Origin of the sequence: Dietzia sp. WMMA184, from assembly GCF_002441635.1 — a bacterium.
GTDB lineage: Bacteria > Actinomycetota > Actinomycetes > Mycobacteriales > Mycobacteriaceae > Dietzia > Dietzia kunjamensis.
Window position 1 is genome coordinate 2,772,940 of record NZ_NXEI01000001.1, and the last position, 17,535, is coordinate 2,790,474.

The following is a 17,535-nucleotide window of genomic DNA, read 5'->3' on the forward strand; positions in this document are numbered from 1 at the left end:
ATGACCGAACAGATCGGACTGATCGGCGGATTCCTCGGCGGCGTCCTGAGCATCCTCAGCCCGTGCTCGGCCCTGCTGCTGCCCGCCTTCTTCGCCTACGCCTTCGGAACCCGCCGGGTGCTCCTCGCCCGGACCGGGCTGTTCCTGCTCGGCCTCGCCATCGTCCTGGTCCCGCTCGGCGCGGGGGTCGGGGCCATCGGTTCGCTGTTCACCGTCCACCGCGGGACCGTGACGTTGATCGGTGGCCTCGTCGTCGTCGCCCTGGGTGTCTACACCGCGCTCGGGGGCGGCTTCCGGCTCCCCGGACTCTCGGACGCCTCGTCCCGCGTCACGGGCAGCGGCCCCGTGGCCGTCCTCGCGCTGGGCGCCCTCTACGGGTTCGCCGGATTCTGCTCGGGCCCGCTGCTCGGCGGTGTCCTCACCCTGGCGATGGCCGGGGGTTCGCCCGCCTACGGTGCGGCCGTCATGGGCGCCTACGCGGTCGGCATGGTCGTCCCGCTCGCGGTGCTCGCCCTGGCGTGGGACCGGCTGGGCGTGTCGCGTCGGCGATGGATCCGCGGTCGCGACGTCACCCTGGGACCCATCCGCACGCACACCACCTCACTCATCGCCGGGGTGCTGTTCATCGTGGTGGGACTGCTGTTCGTCCTCACCGACGGCACCGCGGCCCTCGGCTCGGTGATGGGAGTGGACGCCCAGTTCGACCTGCAGCTCGCCATCGAGCGCCGGGTCGCGGGGATCGACGACCTGTGGTTCGCCGTCGCCGCGCTGGCCGTGGCCGCCGTCGGCCTCGCGGTGTGGGCGCTACGCGACCGCCGCCGCGCGCGGGCGCGGCAGGAGCCGGACGCCCGCAGCCCCGAGGATCAGGAGCCCGCCCGCGGCTGAACCCTCACCTCGCACATCGGAGGCCTGTCGCCGGTCTCGATGCGCGTGGTGGTGGGCGAGTAGGCCCCCGCCAGCGACCGGGTGAACGTGGTGAGCCGCTGATGCGGCTCGGCCGTCGTGGTGACGCGGCCTGCGCGGATGAGACGGTCGAGTGCGGTGAGCTGGATCTGCGCGGCCATCCGGGCCAGCGAGTCGTCGGGGGAGTTGCGGTGACGCCGGGTGCCCAGGTCCACCTGCGCCATCGCGTCGAGTCCCACCAGTTCCCACACGTCCACCAGGAGCGCGAGTTCCACGCCGTAGCCCCGGGCGAACGGTATCTGCTCGAGGACCTCCCGGGTGGCCGCGTACTCCCCGGCGAGTGGCTGGACGAACCCCGCCAGCTCCGGCCACCAGGCGTCGATGAGCGGTCGGGCCACGAGTTCGGTCACCCGCCCGCCCCCCGAGGGCAGCACCGTGGCGCCGTCCGCGAGCGGCCGGTCGTAGCACCCCTTGACGAAGCCCAGCGACGGATCCAGGACCAGCGGGGCCAGCAACCCCACGGCGAAGGTCGGGTCGAAGTCGCGCAGGTCGGCGTCGATGAACGCCACCACGTCCCCGGTCGTCACCGCGAGGGACTTCCACAGCGCCTCGCCCTTGCCCGGGACCGACCCCCACTCCGGCAGGATCTCGGACTGCGCGTGGACCACGGCGCCGGCCGCGCGGGCGACCCGCGCGGTGTCGTCGGTGGAGTCGGAGTCGATCACGACGATCTCGTCGAGCAGCGGCACCGCCTCCACCAGGTGCTCGCGCAGCGCGGTGACGATGGCGCCGACCGTGGCCTCCTCGTCGCGGGCGGGCAGCACCACCGACAGGCGTCGGCCGGCCTTCGCCGCGGCCACCCCGGCGGCGTCGAAGTCCCGGGCGGTCAGGCTCCGGCGTCGGAACCAACCCTCGGTGTCCGGCAGCATCGTCGGGCGTCTCGCTCTCGCTGTGACGACCCACCGGTCGGGCGGGTCGCGGAGGGGGTCTCCGTCTCGCCATTGTGGGTCACCCGTCGGCGGGCCCGCGCGCGACCCCCGGCCCCGGCCCGCGCGTGGAGACGCCGCGGAGCCGGGACCCGTTCGTCGGGCTGTGCCACGATGAACCCATGGACTTCTCCTCCTCGCCCCGCGCCGCTGAGCTCACCGCAGCCGTCCGCGAGTTCATCGACACCCACATCGCCCCGGTGGAGCCGGAGATCCACGCCGATATCGCCCGGCGTCGGCTCGCCGGCCAGGACCCGTGGGCGGTCGATCCGCGGGTCACGGAGCTCCAGGCCCGCGCCCGCGAGCAGGGACTGTGGAACCTCTTCCTCCCGGCCGGACACGAGGGGCCCTATGCCGAGCGCTACGGCACCCACGGCGGCACCGGCCTGAGCAACACCGACTATGCGCCGGTCGCCGAGGAGATGGGCCGCTCGTTCCTCGCCCCGCTGGTGTTCAACTGCAACGCCCCGGACACCGGGAACATGGAGGTCCTGCTCAAGTACGGCTCACAGGAGCAGAAGGACCGGTGGCTGGACCCGCTGCTCGACGGGAGGATCCGCAGCGCCTTCCTCATGACCGAGCCGGACGTGGCCTCCTCGGACGCCTCGAACATGGCCGCCACCGCCCGCATCGACGGTGACGAGGTCGTCCTCGACGGCCGGAAGTGGTGGTCCACGGGCGTCGGTCACCCGGACTGCAAGGTGGGCATCTTCATGGGCGTGTCCGATCCGGACGCGCACCGCTACCTGCGCCACTCGATGGTCCTGGTGCCGATGGACGCCCCCGGGGTCCGCGTCGAGCGCATGCTCACCGCCCAGGGGGTCTACGACGAACCGCTCGGCCACGGCGAGGTGACGCTGGAGGGCGTGCGGCTCCCGGTGTCCAGCATCATCGCCGGACCGGGCAGGGCCGCGGAGATCGCGCAGGGCCGACTGGGCCCGGGGCGCGTCCACCACTGCATGCGGTTGATCGGCCTGTCGGAGATGGCGCTGGACCTGGCCTGCCGCCGTGCCTCGGGTCGCGTCGCCTTCGGCAAGCCCATCGTCAACCTCGGCGGCAACCGTGAGCGTCTCGCCGAGGCGCGCATCGCGATCGACCAGGCGCGCCTGCTGGTCCAGCACGCAGCCTGGAAGCTCGACACAGAGGGACAGGCCGCAGTGGAGGTCAGTGCCATCAAGGCCGCCGTCCCGAAGATGGCGCAGCAGGTCATCGACATGGCCCTGCAGCTCCACGGTGGCGGCGGCATGAGCGACGACTTCCCCCTGGCCGGGGCGTACGCCACCGCGCGGTCGCTGCGACTGGCCGACGGCCCCGACGAGGTCCACCTCGGCGTCGTCGCCCGGGCCCTGCTCGCGCCCTACCGCGACGCCGCCACCACCGGTGGCACCGAGAAGACCGGGACGAACCGGTGACCGCCCGAGACGGCGCGCCCGACCGCGACGCCGCCCTGCGCCGCCGCGTCCCCGGCACCGACGCGGTGCGCGGTGAGGACGCGTTCGACGTCGAGGCCGTGGCCGCGTGGCTGCGGTCGATCACGCCCGACGACCCGACCGTGCTGGCGGGGGTGGATCTGGGCGACGACGACGAGCCGGTCATCCCCGAGGTCCGGCAGTACACCGGTGGCGCGTCCAACCTCACCTACCTGCTGCGCTACCCGGGCGCGGACCTGGTCCTCCGCCGCCCGCCGGCCGGGACGAAGGCCCGCGGTGCCCACGACATGAAGCGCGAACACCGCGTCCAGTCGGCGCTGCGACCGGTGTACCCGCTGGTGCCGCGCATGGTGGGGTTCTGCGGCGACCACTCGGTGATCGGCTCGGACTTCTACGTGATGGAGCGGATGGAGGGCACCATCCTGCGCAAGGAGCTGCCCCGCGAACTGCTCATGGACCGGGTCACCACCCGCCGCCTCGCCGAGGCGGCCGTCGACGCGCTCGCCGACCTCCACTCGGTGGACGTCGGGGCCGCGGGCCTGGGCGACCTCGACCGCGGCGAGGGGTACGTGCGCCGCCAGGTCGAGGGCTGGTCCGCCCGCTACCGTCGCGCCCGCACCCCCGACGTGCCCGACTTCGCCCCGGTGATGAAGTGGCTGCACGCCAACCAGCCCGACGACGTGGGCCACTGCCTGGTGCACAACGACTTCCGCTTCGACAACCTCGTGCTGGATCCCCGGGACGTCACCCACGTCATCGGCGTCCTGGACTGGGAGATGGCCACCGTCGGCGACCCGCTCATGGACCTCGGCGGGGCACTCGCCTACTGGGTGCAGGACGACGACGGCCCGCTGTTCAAGGCGTTCCGCCGCCAGCCCACCCACGCGCCCGGGATGCTCACCCGCAAGCAGGTCGTCGAGCGGTACGCCCGCCGGGCCGGACTGGACATCACCGCGGAGCAGTGGCGCTTCTACGAGGTGTTCGGTCTGTTCCGCCTGGCCGTGATCGCGCAGCAGATCAACCACCGCTACTTCCACGGGCAGACCACCAACCCGGCGTTCCGCGCCTTCCGCCCCGGAGTGGCGTTCCTCGAGCAGCGGTGCCTGCGCATCATCCGCACGGGCGACGGTCGTCTCACTCCGACCCGGGTCTCCCCGCGTGACGTGGTCCCGGAACTGCTCGGCGTCCCCCGGGTCGTGCTCCCGTTGCTCGCCGGGGGCGTCCACGACGTCCGGGGCAAGGTGACGGGTCTGCTCGGAGGCCTGCCGGTGATCGGCGATCTCCCCGTGATCGGCGGGCGACCCACCGGCACGTCGGGCGGTGGGCGCTGATGGGGTCCATCCACCTCGTCCGCCACGGGCAGGCCTCGTTCGGCAGCGGCGACTACGACCGGTTGTCGGAGACCGGCCACCTGCAGGCGCGTCTGGCCGGCGAGGACATGGCCGGCCGCGGGCTGCGGCCCGACGTGATCATCCACGGCGGCCTGCGCCGGCAGCGCGAGACGGCGGAGGGCCTGCTCGCCGGGCTACGCGCCCACGACGACCGGGACGCCGCCGAGGACGTCGCGGTGGAGGTCGACGAGCGCTGGGCCGAGTACGACGCCGACGCGGTGCTGGAGGCCGCCCGCGTGGCCGGCCTGACCACGGAGCACGGGACCCTCGACTCCGCCGGTGCCTCCGACGAGGCCAAACAGGCGTTCCAGCGTCAACTCGACGCCGCCCTCGGACACTGGGCGGGACTCGAGGCGTTCGCCGAGTACCGACGCGACGCCGACGACGCCCTGGCGGACGCCGCCGCGAGGTCCGGGACCGGCCGGACGACCGTCGTCGTCTCCTCCGCCGGCACGATCTCCCTGGCGGTCGCCGGCCTCCTCGCCGACCCCGAGGGCGTCGTGGGGCTGTGGACCCGGTTGCAGCGCGTGACGGTGAACACCGGGACCGCCCGGGTCGTGGTGGGTCGCGGTGGGATGACGTGTATCGCGGTCAACGAACACCAGCACCTCGAGCGGGCGGCCGGGCCCGACGACCCGCGCCGACTGGTCACCCTGAGGTGACGATGTCGGCCGACCGCACGTCGGATCGGCTCGAGGCCGCCTCGCGCCCGGGCGGGCGTCGTATCGTACGACCGTAGAGGCCGTTCCAGGCGGCCACGAGAGCACGTCAGGAGAACGCCACGATGCCCACCTTCCAGCGCGGTCACACGACGATCGCCTACACGGACACCGGCGCCCCCGCGGGACGCCAGGACGCCCCGGTGGTGTTCTTCGCCCACGGCTTGCTGTTCTCGGGCTGGATGTTCCAGCACCAGATCGCCCGTCTGCGCGACAAGTACCGGTGCGTGACGATCGACTTCCGCGGGCAGGGCAACTCCCCGCGGGCCATGGGTGGCTACGACATGGACACCCTGACGGTGGACGTGTCCGAACTCCTGCGGCACCTGCAGATCCCGGTGGTGAACTTCGTGGGCCTGTCCATGGGCGGGTTCGTGGGGATGCGCCTGGCCGCCCGCAACCCGGAGATCGTGCACACCCTGACGCTCATGGACACCGCCGCCACCGCGGAGGAGCCGGCCAACCGCAGCAAGTACAAGACGCTGTCCAAGGTGTACCGCGTGGCCGGCATGAAGCCCCTGCGTGCGCGGGTGGCGCCGATCATGCTGGCCGAGGGCAACCTCGACGCCCCCTGGGTGCAGGAGTGGATGACCCAGCTCGAGCGCACCGATCGCGTGGGGCTGGTCAAGGCCATCGACTCCGTCGCCGACCGTGACCCGTGCGAGGACGAGGCCATCCGCATCATCGCCCCGACCCTGGTCGTGGTGGGGTCCGAGGACGCGGCCACGCCCCCCGACAAATCCCGACGCATCACCGAGCTGATCGCGGGCTCGCGCTATCGCGAGATCCCCGGCGCGGGGCACTCACCCAGCATGGAACGCCCGGACGAGGTCACCACCATCCTCGAGGCGTTCCTCTCCGAATACGACGTGTGAAGCCAAGGGAGCCGATGAGAGCTGAGCGCTCGGCTAGAGACGAGTCAGGGTCGACGGGGCGGCCGGGGGCGGCCGACGGGTGGGTGGGCGTCGTCACGGGCAAGCTCTCCGCGTGGTTGATGCTCGTGGTCGTGCTCCTCGTGAGCGGCGCGGTGTTCGCCTTCGCCTCATCGGAGGGCTCGTCGCAGGGGCCACAGACGCTCCCGGACGACTCCGAGGCCGCACTCGTCTCCGAGATCCAGCGCGAGTTCCCGGGGTCCGAGTCCGTTCCGGCGGTCCTCGTCGTGACCCGCGAGGACGGCGGCGAGCTGGGGCCCGAGGGCATCGCCGCGGCCGTCGGTGCCGGCGAGCGCATGGCCGAGGTCGTCGGTGCTCCCGCAGAGGGCCCCATCCCGTCCGAGGACGGCGCCGCCGCCCTCATGCTGGTGCCGGTCGACGCCCAGTTCCTCTCCGGGGGCGCGGCCAGCGACCTGGTGTCGGAGATGAGGGACGCCGTCGCCGACGGTCTCGACGAGGGCATCAGCGCCCAGCTCACCGGCGGCCCGGGGTTCGCCGCTGACACCGCTGCCGCGTTCGAGGGCGCCGACTTCCGACTCCTGGCGGCCACGGCCCTGGTCGTCGCGGTACTGCTCATCGTCACCTACCGCTCTCCGGTGCTCTGGCTCGTCCCGCTGATCATCATCGGTGTCGCTGACCGCGTCGCAGCGTTGCTGGTCGCCGAGGTCGGCGAGGCACTCGACATCACCGTCGACGGGTCCACCTCCGGCATCGTCTCCGTCCTCGTCTTCGGTGCCGGAACCAACTACGCTCTGCTCTTGGTGTCCCGCTACCGCGAGGAACTCCGCAAGACCTCGGATCGTCGAACCGCCCTCCGCGACGCGTACCGGGGCGCGGTCCCGGCCATCGTCGCCAGCAACGTCACGGTCGTGCTCGCCCTGCTCACCCTGCTCCTGGCGGCCCTTCCCAACTACCGATCGCTCGGCGCCTCCGCGGCCGTGGGCCTGCTGGTCGCCCTGGTCTACGCGCTCGTCGCGCTGCCCGCCGCGCTGGCCGTGTGCGGCCGCGGCCTGTTCTGGCCGTTCATCCCGCGCCCGGTCGAGGGGCCCGCCGGCACGCACGCCGACGACGGTGCCCCCGAGACCCCGCGGGAATTCGACGAGGACGTCCCCCCGGGCGTCTGGGGCCGCGTCGCCGCGCGCGTGGTCAATCGCCCCGTGACGGTCCTCGTCTCCTGTGTCCTGCTCCTCGCCGTGCTGTCGCTCGGCCTGCTCGGCACCCGTATCGGCCTGAGCCAGACCGAGCAGTTCCGCACCCCCTCCGAGGCGGCCGCCGGGCTGGAGACCGCCGCCGAGCACTTCCCGGCCGGCGTCACCGACCCGGTCACCGTGCTCACCCGCACCGGCACCGAGGGAAAGATCACCGAGGCGGTCCGGGATGTGGAGGGTGTCGTGTCCGCCCGCCCGGCCGGCGAGTCCGGAACGGGATGGAGCCGCGTCACCGTGGTCCTCGACGCCGCGCCCGCGACCGACCGGTCGGAGGACAGCGTGATCGCGCTCCGCGAGGCCGTCGACACGGTCCCCGGTGCCGAGGCGCTGGTGGGCGGGTCGGTGGCCGAGGCCGTCGACACGTCCCAGGGCAACCTGCGTGACCTCACCCTGATCGCGCCGCTCATCCTGCTCGTGGTGTTCGTCGTCCTGGTTCTGGTCCTGCGGTCGGTCGTCGCGCCCCTGCTGGTCATGGCGGCGACCGTGCTCTCGTCGCTCGCCGCTCTCGGGCTCGGCACGTTCGTCACCACCCAGATCCTGGGCTTCCCCGGCCTGGACGTGTCGGTGCCGCTGTACAGCTTCCTGTTCCTGGTGGCCCTCGGCGTGGACTACTCGATCTTCCTCACCATCCGGGCCCGCCAGGAGGCCTCCACCCACGCCACCAGGGAGGCGATGGTCCGCGCCGTCGCGTTGACGGGCGGCGTCATCACCTCCGCCGGCATCGTGCTCGCCTCGGTGTTCGTGGTCCTCGGCGTCCTTCCGCTGATCGTGCTCACCCAGGTCGGCGTGATCGTCGCCCTCGGTGTCCTGCTCGACACCTTCGTCGTGCGCACCCTGGTCGTGCCCGCCCTGTTCACCCTCGTGGGGGACAAGGTGTGGTGGCCGGGTGACCCGCGAGGACAGACCCGCCGCGGCGCCACCGCAGGCTCGGCGTCCGACGACCCCGACCGCCGCACCGGCGACCACGGCGCCGGCCCCACCACGACCGAGGAGATCCACGCATGAGCACCACCGCCCGCACCAGCACCGCCGCCCGCACCAGCACCAGCTCCCGCCCCGGCCCGTCCCGGTCCCGCCTGCGAGGCCTGATGACGCACCTGGCCGTCGCGCCGCTCCTCGCGGCGGGCCTGGGCACCGCCCCCGTGGCCAGCGCCCAGGACGTCACCGACGGCGGACGCCTCGGCGGCGGCTCCTCGCAGCTCCTGCCCGACGGTGTCGCCGTGGGCTCCCTCGGTGGACCCGAGCTCACCCAGGTCGACTCCGCCGACCTCGAGCGGTATCAGGGAGAGTGGTTCCAGGTCGCCGCCATCCCGCAGCCGTACACGCTGCAGTGCACCAACGACACCAGGGCCGAGTACGCGGTGACCGCGCCCGGCACGGTCTCCGTGCGCAACTCGTGCGGCTCGGCCATCAGCTCGGACTCGGTGATCGAGGGCGAGGCGAAGGTCCGCGACACCGACACCAACGCCTCGCTCCGGGTCAACTTCCCGATGGTCCCGTTCCAGGACGAGGGCGGACCCGTCAACTACCGGATCACCTACCTGGCCGACGATTACTCGCTGGCCATCGTGGGCGACCCCACGCGGTCCTCCGGGTTCGTGCTCAGTCGCGAGCCGGTCCTCGACGCCGAGCAGTGGTCCACCGTCCGCGATGTGATCGAGGACCGCGGTTGGTGGTCATGCGCCTTCCTCACCGTTCCTATGGCGGGCGGCCGCGGCGACGTGACCCCACTGTGCCTACTGCCGTGATGAGCACCCGATGAGCATCGATCTCACCTGCACGGTTCCGGCCACCCCCGACGAGGCGTGGCGTTACTTCGCCTCGCCCGGCGCCTTCCGCCGGCTCTCGCCCCCGTTCATGCCGCTGCGACCGGTGAGCGAGGCCGATTCACTGCGGGACGGCGTGGCGGTCCTCGTACCGCGTACGGCGCTGCCGGGACCTCTCGGAGTCCGCTTCGGACCCCGCTGGCTCGCGCAGCACGATCCCGCCGGGTTCATCGAGGGTGAGCGGTTCGTCGACCGCTGCGTGTCCCAGCCGTACGCCGCGACGACCGGATGGGTCCACACGCATACGCTGACGGCCGGTCCGGACGGCACCGCCCTGCTCGGCGACAGGGTCGACGCCCGGGTGCCCGGCCGGATGCTCTCGCCGGTGTTCGCCTACCGGTACCGCCAGATGGCCGCCGACCTCGACAGCCTCGCCCGGTACGACAACCGCGCTCTGACCGTCGCCGTCACCGGCGCGTCGGGCCTCGTGGGCACCGCCCTCACCGCGCTGCTCGGGATCGCCGGACACCGGGTCATCCGCCTCGTCCGCGGCGACGCCCGTGGCCCGGGGGAGCGCCACTGGGACACCGGCGATCCCGCCGCTGACCTCCTCGAGGGCGTCGACGTCCTGGTCCATCTCGCCGGTGCCCCCATCGCTGGGCGCTTCACGGACCGGCATCTCGAACTCGTCCGCGACAGTCGCGTGGGCCCCACCCGTCGTCTCGCCGAACTCGTCGCCGCCCGCGGCGGGTCCACCACCCTCGTGTCCGCGTCGGCGATCGGCTACTACGGCGCCGACCGCGGCGACGAGCGGCTCGTCGAGGACTCCGCTCCCGGCTCCGGTCCGGTCGCCGACATCGTCGTCGACTGGGAGCGCGACTGCGAGCCCGCACGTCTCGCCGGGGCCCGGGTGGTGAACGTGCGCACGGGCATCGTGCTGTCCGGTTCCGGGGGGATGCTCCCGCCGCTGGCCGCCATCACGCGCTCCGGGCTCGGCGGCCGCCTCGGCTCGGGACGGCAGTGGATGTCGTGGATCTCGCTGGACGACCTCACCGACATCTACCTGCGGGCGATCGTCGACCCTGCGGTGACGGGCCCGGTCAACGCCATAGCCCCCGAACCGGTCACCAATTCCGAGTTCACCCGGGTTCTCGGTTCGGTCCTGCGGCGCCCGACGGTCGTCCCGGTGCCCGGATGGGCCCCGGCGCTCGTCCTGGGCGGGCGGGGTTCGGACGAGCTCGCCCTGGCGAGTCAGCGGATCCTGCCGACAGCGCTGACCGGCGTGGACCACCGTTTTCGTCATCCGTGGCTGGAGAGCGCGCTGGCCCACGAACTCGGTGCCGAGGAGCTCCCCGGGGGGCTGTAGGGGGACAGCGCGTTCAGCGCAGGAGGGTGCAGCGTTCAGCGCAGGAGGGTGCAGCGTTCAGCGCAGGAGGGTGCAGCGTTCAGCGCAGGAGGATGCAGCGTTCAGCGCTGCAGGATCATCGGCACGAGCACGCGACGGGCCAGTGCCCGGATCTGCTCCTCCGTGTCGACCGCGGGCGGGCCGTCCGTCATCACGACCAGTGAATGGAGGAACCGGCCGACCACGCTGGCGACCTCGCGGGAGAGCTGCTCGCACTCCTCGTCGTCCATCTGGCGGGTGTGGACGTCCGCGTTCCACGTGCTTCGGACGAACTGGGCGAGGATCTCGGTGATCGCGTCCAGGACCGTGTCGGACTGGCCCGCGAGCAACGCCATGGCCTCGACCTTGTCGACCTCGACGAGCCGACGTAGCAGTTCGTTCTGCCGGATGTCGAAGACGGTCCCGACCAGCAGGTCCTCGATGTGCCTCACCGGGTCCCACTGCAGGGACTCGAAGGGCGTGTAGCGCGCGTTGACGGTCATCATCAGGCGCTGCGCCTCGTGGGCGTAGATGGCGCGGAGGATGTCGTCCCGCGGCCCCAGACGCCGGTACAGGGTCACGCGGGTGACACCGGCCGCCCGCGCGATGTCGTCGGTGCTCGTGCCCTTGATGCCACGCTCGGCGAACACCGCGGACGCCGTCTCGATCAACCGGACATCCTCGGCGTCAGGCGCGCGGCCACCACCCAGGCCAGTGTTACGAGTCACGCCCCCATGTTACGACGCCCGGCCGAGGTGGCTGCGCGGAATGCCACCCGTCGGGGGTCACCGCCGGGGCTGGTCGCCACCATCGACGGGGTAGGCACCCTCGCCCGACCGCTGGTCAGCGGCCTGGTCGAACCCGGACGGCTGCCCCGGCCCGGGAGCCTGAGGCCCGCCGATCGCGGGGGTGTCCTGGCCTGCCGACTGCGAGGGGCTGTCGGGCGCCACGCCACCCTCCGACTCCGGGACCATGTCGAACACGCCGGGCTTGGGCTTGGGCCGGCTCGGCTGCTCGTCCATCACCGAGGTCGTACTCTTGGCCGCCGCCTCCGCGGCGGCCACGGACCGGGCGATCTCCGGGTCGGTGGAGGTGTCGAACCACTCGTCGGGCGCCGACGGCAGATCGGCATCGGAGTCGACGTCGGCCGGCTCGTAGCGGAACACCCCGTCGTCGTCCTTCTTGGCGACGGACTTGACGAAGTTCTCCAGCGAATCGCCGAACTGCGAGGGGATCATCCACATCGTGGCGGCCTCGCCCTTGGCCATCTCCGGAAGGTTCTGCACGTACTGGTAGGCCAGCATCTCCGGCGTGGGCTTGGAGGACTTGACCGCGGCGTTGACCCGGGCGATCGCGGCGGCCTGGCCCTCGGCCACGAGGTAGCGGGCTGCGCGCTCACCCTGGGCGCGCAGCATGCGGGACTGCCGGTCGGCCTCGGCGTTGAGGATCGAGGCCTGCTTGTTGCCCTCGGCGTCGAGGATGGCTGCCTGCTTGGCACCCTGCGCCGTGGTGATCGCGGCCTCGCGCTGTCCCTCGGCGGTGAGGATGGTGGCGCGCTTCTCGCGGTCGGCCTTCATCTGCTTCTCCATCGACTCCTGGATGGACATCGGCGGATCGATGGACCGCAGCTCGACCCGGGCCACGCGCAGGCCCCAGCGTCCGGTCTCGGAGTCGAGCACCCCGCGCAGCTGCTTGTTGATCATGTCGCGGCTGGTGAGCGTCTGCTCGAGGGTGAGCCCACCGACGACGTTGCGCAGGGTGGTGGTGGCCAGCTGTTCGACGGCCACGATGTAGTTGTTGATCTCGTAGACCGCAGCCTTGGGGTCGGTGACCTGGAAGAAGACCACCGTGTCGATGCTCAGTGTGAGGTTGTCCTCCGTGATCATCGACTGCGGCGGGAAGGTCACGACCCGCTCGCGCAGATCGACCTTGGCGCGCACCCGGTCGATGAAGGGGATGATGAGCGTGAGCTGGCCGCTCACGGTGCGTTGGTAACGGCCGAGCCGTTCGATGACCGCGGCCTCCGCCTGGGGGATGAGCTTGACCGAGCTCACCACCACCGAGGCGATGAGGATGACGATGACGGCGAGGAAGATCAAGCCTTCCATGGTTCCTCCGATGCTTCTCGTGCGTGTCCGCTGGCCGGAGACCAGCGCCTTCTAGATGCCACGCACGACGATCGCCGTGGCGCCCTCGATCTGGTGCACGAGGACCTTGTCCCCGGCCTCGAACGTCTCGCCCTCGAGGAGCGGACGCGCGGTCCAGGTGTCGCCCGCGATCTCGACCAGTCCGCCGCCCGCACCGATCGCCTCGACGACGGTGCCGTCCCGGCCGGTGAGCGCGGCGGTGTTGGTGTCGTGCTCGGGGAGTGCGGCGAGCAGGCGCCGCCGGACGAGGGGGCGGACCCCCAGGACGAGGACGAGGGAGACGAGGGCGAACGCCAGGGCCTGCCCCCAGACCGGCGCGCCCAGGAACGCCGCGGCCGAACCGCCGAGGGCGCCGCCGGCGAGCATGAGCATGAACAGCTCGCCCCCGGCCGCCTCTCCGGCGGCGAGCAACACCGCTGCTCCGAGCCAGGCCAGTCCCACATGCATGACACCGAGCCTACCGACAACGGGCGACGGGCAGGAGGTCTCCTGCGTGCGGGACTAGGCTGCTGGGACGTGTCGACTCTGAAGAAGTTCGCGTGGCTGTCCGTGGCCACGGCGATCGTGACCATCGTGCTCAAGATCGCGGCCTGGTGGGTCACCGGTTCGGTCGGCCTGCTTTCCGACGCCGCGGAGTCCGTGGTCAACCTCGTGGCCGCGGTGATCGCGCTCGGCGCCATCACGGTCGCCGAGCGCCCGGCCGACGACGACCACCAGTACGGCCACTCCAAGGCCGAGTACTTCTCCGCGGGTGTCGAGGGCGCGATGATCTTCGTCGCCGCCGCGTTCATCCTGGTCGTCAGCGTCGAGCGGCTGATCAATCCGGAACCGCTGGAGGCACTCGGCATCGGTCTGGCGATCTCGGTGGGCGCCGCCGTGATCAACGGCGTGGTGGGTGTGGCGCTCGTGCGAGCGGGGACCCGTCACCGGTCACCCACCCTGAAGGCCGACGGCAAGCACCTCGTCACCGACGTCATCACGTCGGTCGGCGTCGTCGCCGGGCTGGCACTGGCCTGGGCCACCGGCTGGGAGGTGCTCGACCCGATCGTCGCGATCGGCGTGGGACTGAACATCCTGTTCATCGGCTATCGACTGGTACACGAATCGGGGATGGGATTGATGGACGCCACGCTCCCCGACGAGGACAACCGGGCGATCGAGGAGGTCCTCGAACGCCATCGCGAACCCGGCCGCGTCGACTTCCACGAACTGCGGACGAGGGAGTCGGGCAGGTGGCGCTTCGTCGAGTTCCACGCGTTGGTGCCCGGTCAGTGGAGCGTCGAACGCGGGCACGACCTCGTGGAGACCGTGGAGCAGGAGATCCACGCGGTCCTGCCGAGCTCGCACATCACCACACACCTCGAGCCGATCGAGGACGAGCGGGCCTACAACGACGTGCACCTGTGATGCGCCGCGCGCAGCCCGGCTACGCGACCTCGGCGGCGGTAGTAGCTCCTGCCCGCGACGTTCTGCTGGTGCCAGTACCCGCGTAGCAGCGGAGGCAGGTCGGGGATCCAGAACCGGTCCTCCAGCGGCGTGACGGGGTCCGTGGCTCCGAGGGGCACGTCCGCGTAGACGATCCCGGGCCCCTCGTCCGTGCGTCTGGTGGCCAGGACGGTGCCCGAGGCGTCCACGATCTGGGTGGCGCCGACGAACTCCGTGGCGTACGGCACCGATGCGTCGGAACCGGGCAGCAACAGGAAGTCCGTCCGCAGCGCCCCGCAGTGGGAGGCCTGCAGCACGGGCGCGCCCAGCCGCCGGGCGAACTCCGCCGGCGCGTTCTCCGACAGGTCCCTGTTGTACCGCGCGAGCGAACCGAGCGCTCGCCGGGTCAGCCCGCCCCAGTTGTCCGGGACCGTCCACCAGTGGGTCCCGGTCACCGCCACCGCGACGCGCCCCCGGAGCCTGCGCACGGTCCCGGTGCGGATCAGCTCCCAGCAGCTCGCCACCCCCACCCCGCCGAGCCCGGTGACGAACGCCCCGTCGTCGCTGCCGTCCGCGTAGAAGCCGCCGCCGGTGTAGAAGCAGTTCTCCCACATCGTCGGCAGGTCCTTGTCATGGATGTGCACGCGTCCGTCGGGTTCGACCAGGTGATAGCGGTTGAACACCTCGTCGTCGTCGGCCACGAGCATCGACCCACCGACGGTGACGGAGTGGCGTGCGGCGAGGCGTCGGAACATCTCGACGGCCACGTTCTCGCGCGGCAGGACCGCGTCGTGGACCTGCCCGCGCATCGGCACCGGCGACGTGCAGAACTCCGGCACCGCGATCAGGCGCGCGCCCCGCCCGGCGGCCTCCACGATCATCTTTTCCAGTCGACCCAGTGTGAGGTCCACGTGCCCCGGCACGCCTTCCAGTTGCACTGCCGCGGCGTGCACCACCTGCGCGTCCATGAGGCCTCCCGTGTGCGATCGCGCGCGAACGAGCGCGCAGGTCAGCGCGCTGTCCTATGGTCGTGAAGCATACAAATCACGCACTGCTGTCAAGTTCACTTCGGAAGGATCCATGGAACTCGGCCTCGACACGCGCCTCACCCTGCTCGCCGCGGGTCTCCTCTTCCTGCTGGCGCTCGGCCTGGGGGTGTGGAAGTACCGGCAGATGGCCACCACCGCCGATCACCTCGCCCACCCGTACGTCGACATCGCGCACCGGGCTTCGCTGCTGTACTCGTTCGCGACGCTGCTCATCGCCGCGTTCGTCGAGCTGAGCAGCTGGCCGACCTGGGTGAACCTGACAGCGGCAGCAGTGGTGGTCTTCTTCTTCCTGGTGGCGATCGGCAGCTACATCCTCCACGGCGCGCGGAGGGACACGACCAACCAGTTCGAGCACCCCACGGCGACGCTGCACATCGGCATGGTGGCGCTCATCGTCGGCGAGATGGGCGGGTTCGCGGTGCTGCTGGCGGGGTTCGTCGTGGGGCAGTTCGGGGGCTGAGCCGGCCCCGGGCGGGTTTCGGCGGCCGTTCGCCCGGGATGACGCGGTCGGGGGTCGTAGTCTCGGCCGTGTGGGTCATCCGATCATGTTCGACGCCGCGGATCCGCTGCTGACGCGTCTGCGGGAGGTGTGCCTCGCGCTGCCGGACGTCGGCGAGAAGATCTCGCACGGCCGGCCCACCTGGTACACGACCAAGGTGTTCGCGGTGTACGGCGGCTCGGTCAAGGGGGATCACTCGGACCCCCTCCTGGCCCGGGCACTCCTGTTCCTGCCGGATCCGGGGGAGCGCGCGGCGCTGGCGCAGGACGAGCGATTCCACGTCCCGGCGTACTACGGGCCGGCCGGCTGGCTGGCATTGCCGCTGGACGGTGGAGTGGACGGTGGCGGCCGTGGACCGGACTGGGATGAGGTGGCTGAGCTCGTCGAATCCTCGTACCGGCAGACCGCCGGGGGCCGGCGGGTCGCTCGTCTGGACGACCAGCGGGGACGCCCCGGCGACTAGGCTGCACTCATGCCGCTCCGCCCCCGCTCCGAGGCCGCCTCGCCACGCAGGCGCTCGTCCGACGGCATGGACCTGGGGACCCGGGCGCTGGTGCTGGGTGTCGGGGCCCTGGTGATCTCGTGGGTGCCGGTGCTCAACATCATCGCGTTCCTCGCGGGCCTGATGGCCGTCGCGTTCGGCCTGCTCGCCCGCTGGCCCACCGGCTGGCTCACCAACGACGATGCGAACCCACGTCGCGCACTGGCGGGCGTGGTCCTGGGCGTGATCGCCCTGGTGGTGTTCGTGGTGACCGCGGTGCGGTACTCGGCGCTCTAGCGCGCGTTCGACACGACCCAGCCGATCGCGGTGCGCATCCGGCGGGCGAACGTGCCGGGGTGGGTGGCACAGACTGCGTGGCCGGCGTGGATCGGGAACACGGCGCTGTGCGGCAGCAGATCGGCCATCTCGTCCTGGATCCACTGCGGGAACGCGAGGTCACGGGTGGTCTTGACCACCGCGACGGGCAGGGTGAGTTCGTGGAGCCAGGGTGTCGAGTTGAACCCGGCCACCTGGGCGATCACGGTGCGGTGCGTGGCGAGCGAGACCGACGACAACTCGCGCAGCGCCCACGCGTGCGGCCTGAGCGCCTCGTCGTCGACCTGTTCCTCCACCACCTCGCCGACCTCCTCCGGAACGGTGTTGAGCAGCGGCTGGGAGCGGGTGAACCCGCTGAGTGCGACCTTCTCGAGGGCATTGCGCTGTGCGCCCGTCCCGGTGGCGGCCAGCACGAGGCCGCCGAGCCGGGAGGGGTCGCGGCGGGCCGCCAGCTGGGCGACGATCCCGCCCATCGAGTAGCCGCCCACCACCGGTGCCGCCAGGTCGAGGTGGTCGGCGACCCGCAGCACGTCCTCAGCGAGGGTCTCGAACCGGAAATCCCCGTGGAAGCCCTTGCCGTGCCAGCGTTGGTCGAACGCGATGAGCCGGTACTCGCCCCGCAGCCGTTCGAACGTCTGGTACCAGTTCAGCATCCCGGTGGCCGCCATCCCGTGCAGCAGGATCGCCGGTGCGAGGTGCTCCTCGCCGGTGTCGTGGACCTTCGTGGTGACACCGTCCGCGAGCGTGACGATCCGCCCGGGTGGCAGATGCGCCAGGTCGGGGATCATCCGCGGTAGTCGCGCGGCCGTCCGCGGCAGCGAGACGATCGACCTCCTGGACACAGGGCACCTCCTGGTAGTGGTATCCGATTGTGTGTCA

The 17,535-nt window shown here is 71.7% G+C and carries 18 protein-coding genes; 12 read left to right on the forward strand and 6 right to left on the reverse strand.

Annotation, left to right across the window (positions count from 1 at the left end; all coding sequences use genetic code 11):
• Positions 1 to 885, forward strand: coding sequence for a cytochrome c biogenesis CcdA family protein (locus CK206_RS12805; RefSeq protein ID WP_096907439.1), 885 nt, complete (start codon positions 1 to 3; stop codon positions 883 to 885).
• Here CK206_RS12805 and CK206_RS12810 read toward each other — a convergent pair.
• On the reverse strand, positions 864 to 1,832 hold the full coding sequence (locus CK206_RS12810) for a glucosyl-3-phosphoglycerate synthase (protein ID WP_096906619.1): 969 nt from the start codon (positions 1,830 to 1,832) through the stop codon (positions 864 to 866). The genes CK206_RS12805 and CK206_RS12810 overlap by 22 nt on opposite strands.
• Before the next feature lie 179 nt (positions 1,833 to 2,011).
• On the opposite strand from CK206_RS12810, the gene CK206_RS12815 reads away from it, so the two are divergent.
• The 7 genes from CK206_RS12815 (at position 2,012) to CK206_RS12845 (ending at position 10,701) form a co-directional block, all read left to right on the forward strand.
• A complete protein-coding gene (locus CK206_RS12815) occupies positions 2,012 to 3,301 on the forward strand; it encodes an acyl-CoA dehydrogenase family protein (RefSeq protein WP_096906620.1) in 1,290 nt (429 codons plus the stop codon).
• Positions 3,302 to 3,336: 35 nt separating this feature from the next.
• Complete coding sequence (locus tag CK206_RS12820) at positions 3,337 to 4,650, forward strand: phosphotransferase family protein (protein ID WP_096907440.1); 1,314 nt, start codon at positions 3,337 to 3,339, stop codon at positions 4,648 to 4,650.
• Positions 4,650 to 5,372 carry a histidine phosphatase family protein gene (locus CK206_RS12825; RefSeq protein ID WP_069389915.1) on the forward strand — a complete coding sequence of 241 codons (723 nt, stop codon included), beginning with the start codon at positions 4,650 to 4,652 and terminating at the stop codon, positions 5,370 to 5,372. Before CK206_RS12820 ends, CK206_RS12825 begins: the two co-directional genes overlap by 1 nt.
• A 122-nt stretch (positions 5,373 to 5,494) precedes the next feature.
• Positions 5,495 to 6,304: an alpha/beta fold hydrolase gene (locus CK206_RS12830; protein WP_069389914.1), complete on the forward strand. Its 810-nt coding sequence runs from the start codon at positions 5,495 to 5,497 to the stop codon at positions 6,302 to 6,304.
• A gap of 119 nt (positions 6,305 to 6,423) precedes the next feature.
• Entirely contained in the window at positions 6,424 to 8,574 is a 2,151-nt protein-coding gene (locus CK206_RS12835; protein WP_227022207.1) for an MMPL family transporter, read from the forward strand.
• Between the two features lie 83 nt (positions 8,575 to 8,657).
• Positions 8,658 to 9,317 (forward strand): lipocalin family protein, encoded by a 660-nt coding sequence (locus CK206_RS12840; RefSeq protein ID WP_096907441.1) that lies wholly within the window; start codon positions 8,658 to 8,660, stop codon positions 9,315 to 9,317.
• Positions 9,318 to 9,327: 10 nt separating this feature from the next.
• Positions 9,328 to 10,701, forward strand: a complete 1,374-nt coding sequence (locus tag CK206_RS12845) for a TIGR01777 family oxidoreductase (protein WP_096906622.1) — start codon at positions 9,328 to 9,330, stop codon at positions 10,699 to 10,701.
• Between the two features lie 101 nt (positions 10,702 to 10,802).
• Here CK206_RS12845 and CK206_RS12850 read toward each other — a convergent pair whose 3' ends face one another.
• From CK206_RS12850 to CK206_RS12860, 3 genes are read right to left on the reverse strand one after another with little or no spacing between them, the layout of a single operon-like run.
• Positions 10,803 to 11,447, reverse strand: a complete 645-nt coding sequence (locus CK206_RS12850) for a TetR/AcrR family transcriptional regulator (protein ID WP_067719079.1) — start codon at positions 11,445 to 11,447, stop codon at positions 10,803 to 10,805.
• Positions 11,448 to 11,504: 57 nt separating this feature from the next.
• The gene (locus CK206_RS12855; protein ID WP_067719082.1) at positions 11,505 to 12,827 is read right to left on the reverse strand and encodes an SPFH domain-containing protein; all 1,323 of its coding nucleotides are present in this window, start codon (positions 12,825 to 12,827) and stop codon (positions 11,505 to 11,507) included.
• 51 nt (positions 12,828 to 12,878) lie between these two features.
• Positions 12,879 to 13,313, reverse strand: coding sequence for an NfeD family protein (locus CK206_RS12860; RefSeq protein WP_069389913.1), 435 nt, complete (start codon positions 13,311 to 13,313; stop codon positions 12,879 to 12,881).
• 69 nt (positions 13,314 to 13,382) lie between these two features.
• Here CK206_RS12860 and CK206_RS12865 point away from each other — a divergent pair, with 69 nt between their 5' ends.
• The gene (locus CK206_RS12865) at positions 13,383 to 14,273 is read left to right on the forward strand and encodes a cation diffusion facilitator family transporter (RefSeq protein ID WP_069389912.1); all 891 of its coding nucleotides are present in this window, start codon (positions 13,383 to 13,385) and stop codon (positions 14,271 to 14,273) included.
• Here CK206_RS12865 and CK206_RS12870 read toward each other — a convergent pair.
• Positions 14,252 to 15,259: a carbon-nitrogen hydrolase family protein gene (locus CK206_RS12870; RefSeq protein WP_194307282.1), complete on the reverse strand. Its 1,008-nt coding sequence runs from the start codon at positions 15,257 to 15,259 to the stop codon at positions 14,252 to 14,254. The two genes, CK206_RS12865 and CK206_RS12870, sit on opposite strands and share 22 nt — an antisense overlap.
• 112 nt (positions 15,260 to 15,371) lie before the next feature.
• Here CK206_RS12870 and CK206_RS12875 point away from each other — a divergent pair, with 112 nt between their 5' ends.
• From CK206_RS12875 to CK206_RS12885, 3 genes are all read left to right on the forward strand, one after another.
• Entirely contained in the window at positions 15,372 to 15,800 is a 429-nt protein-coding gene (locus tag CK206_RS12875) for a hypothetical protein (protein WP_096906623.1), read from the forward strand.
• A 70-nt stretch (positions 15,801 to 15,870) separates the two neighbouring features.
• Positions 15,871 to 16,302 carry an MmcQ/YjbR family DNA-binding protein gene (locus CK206_RS12880; RefSeq protein WP_069389910.1) on the forward strand — a complete coding sequence of 144 codons (432 nt, stop codon included), beginning with the start codon at positions 15,871 to 15,873 and terminating at the stop codon, positions 16,300 to 16,302.
• 9 nt (positions 16,303 to 16,311) lie between these two features.
• Positions 16,312 to 16,617, forward strand: coding sequence for a hypothetical protein (locus tag CK206_RS12885; protein WP_067719096.1), 306 nt, complete (start codon positions 16,312 to 16,314; stop codon positions 16,615 to 16,617).
• Here the strand turns inward: CK206_RS12885 and CK206_RS12890 are convergent.
• Complete coding sequence (locus CK206_RS12890; RefSeq protein WP_227022194.1) at positions 16,614 to 17,498, reverse strand: alpha/beta fold hydrolase; 885 nt, start codon at positions 17,496 to 17,498, stop codon at positions 16,614 to 16,616. The two genes, CK206_RS12885 and CK206_RS12890, sit on opposite strands and share 4 nt — an antisense overlap.
• Positions 17,499 to 17,535: the final 37 nt, after the last annotated feature.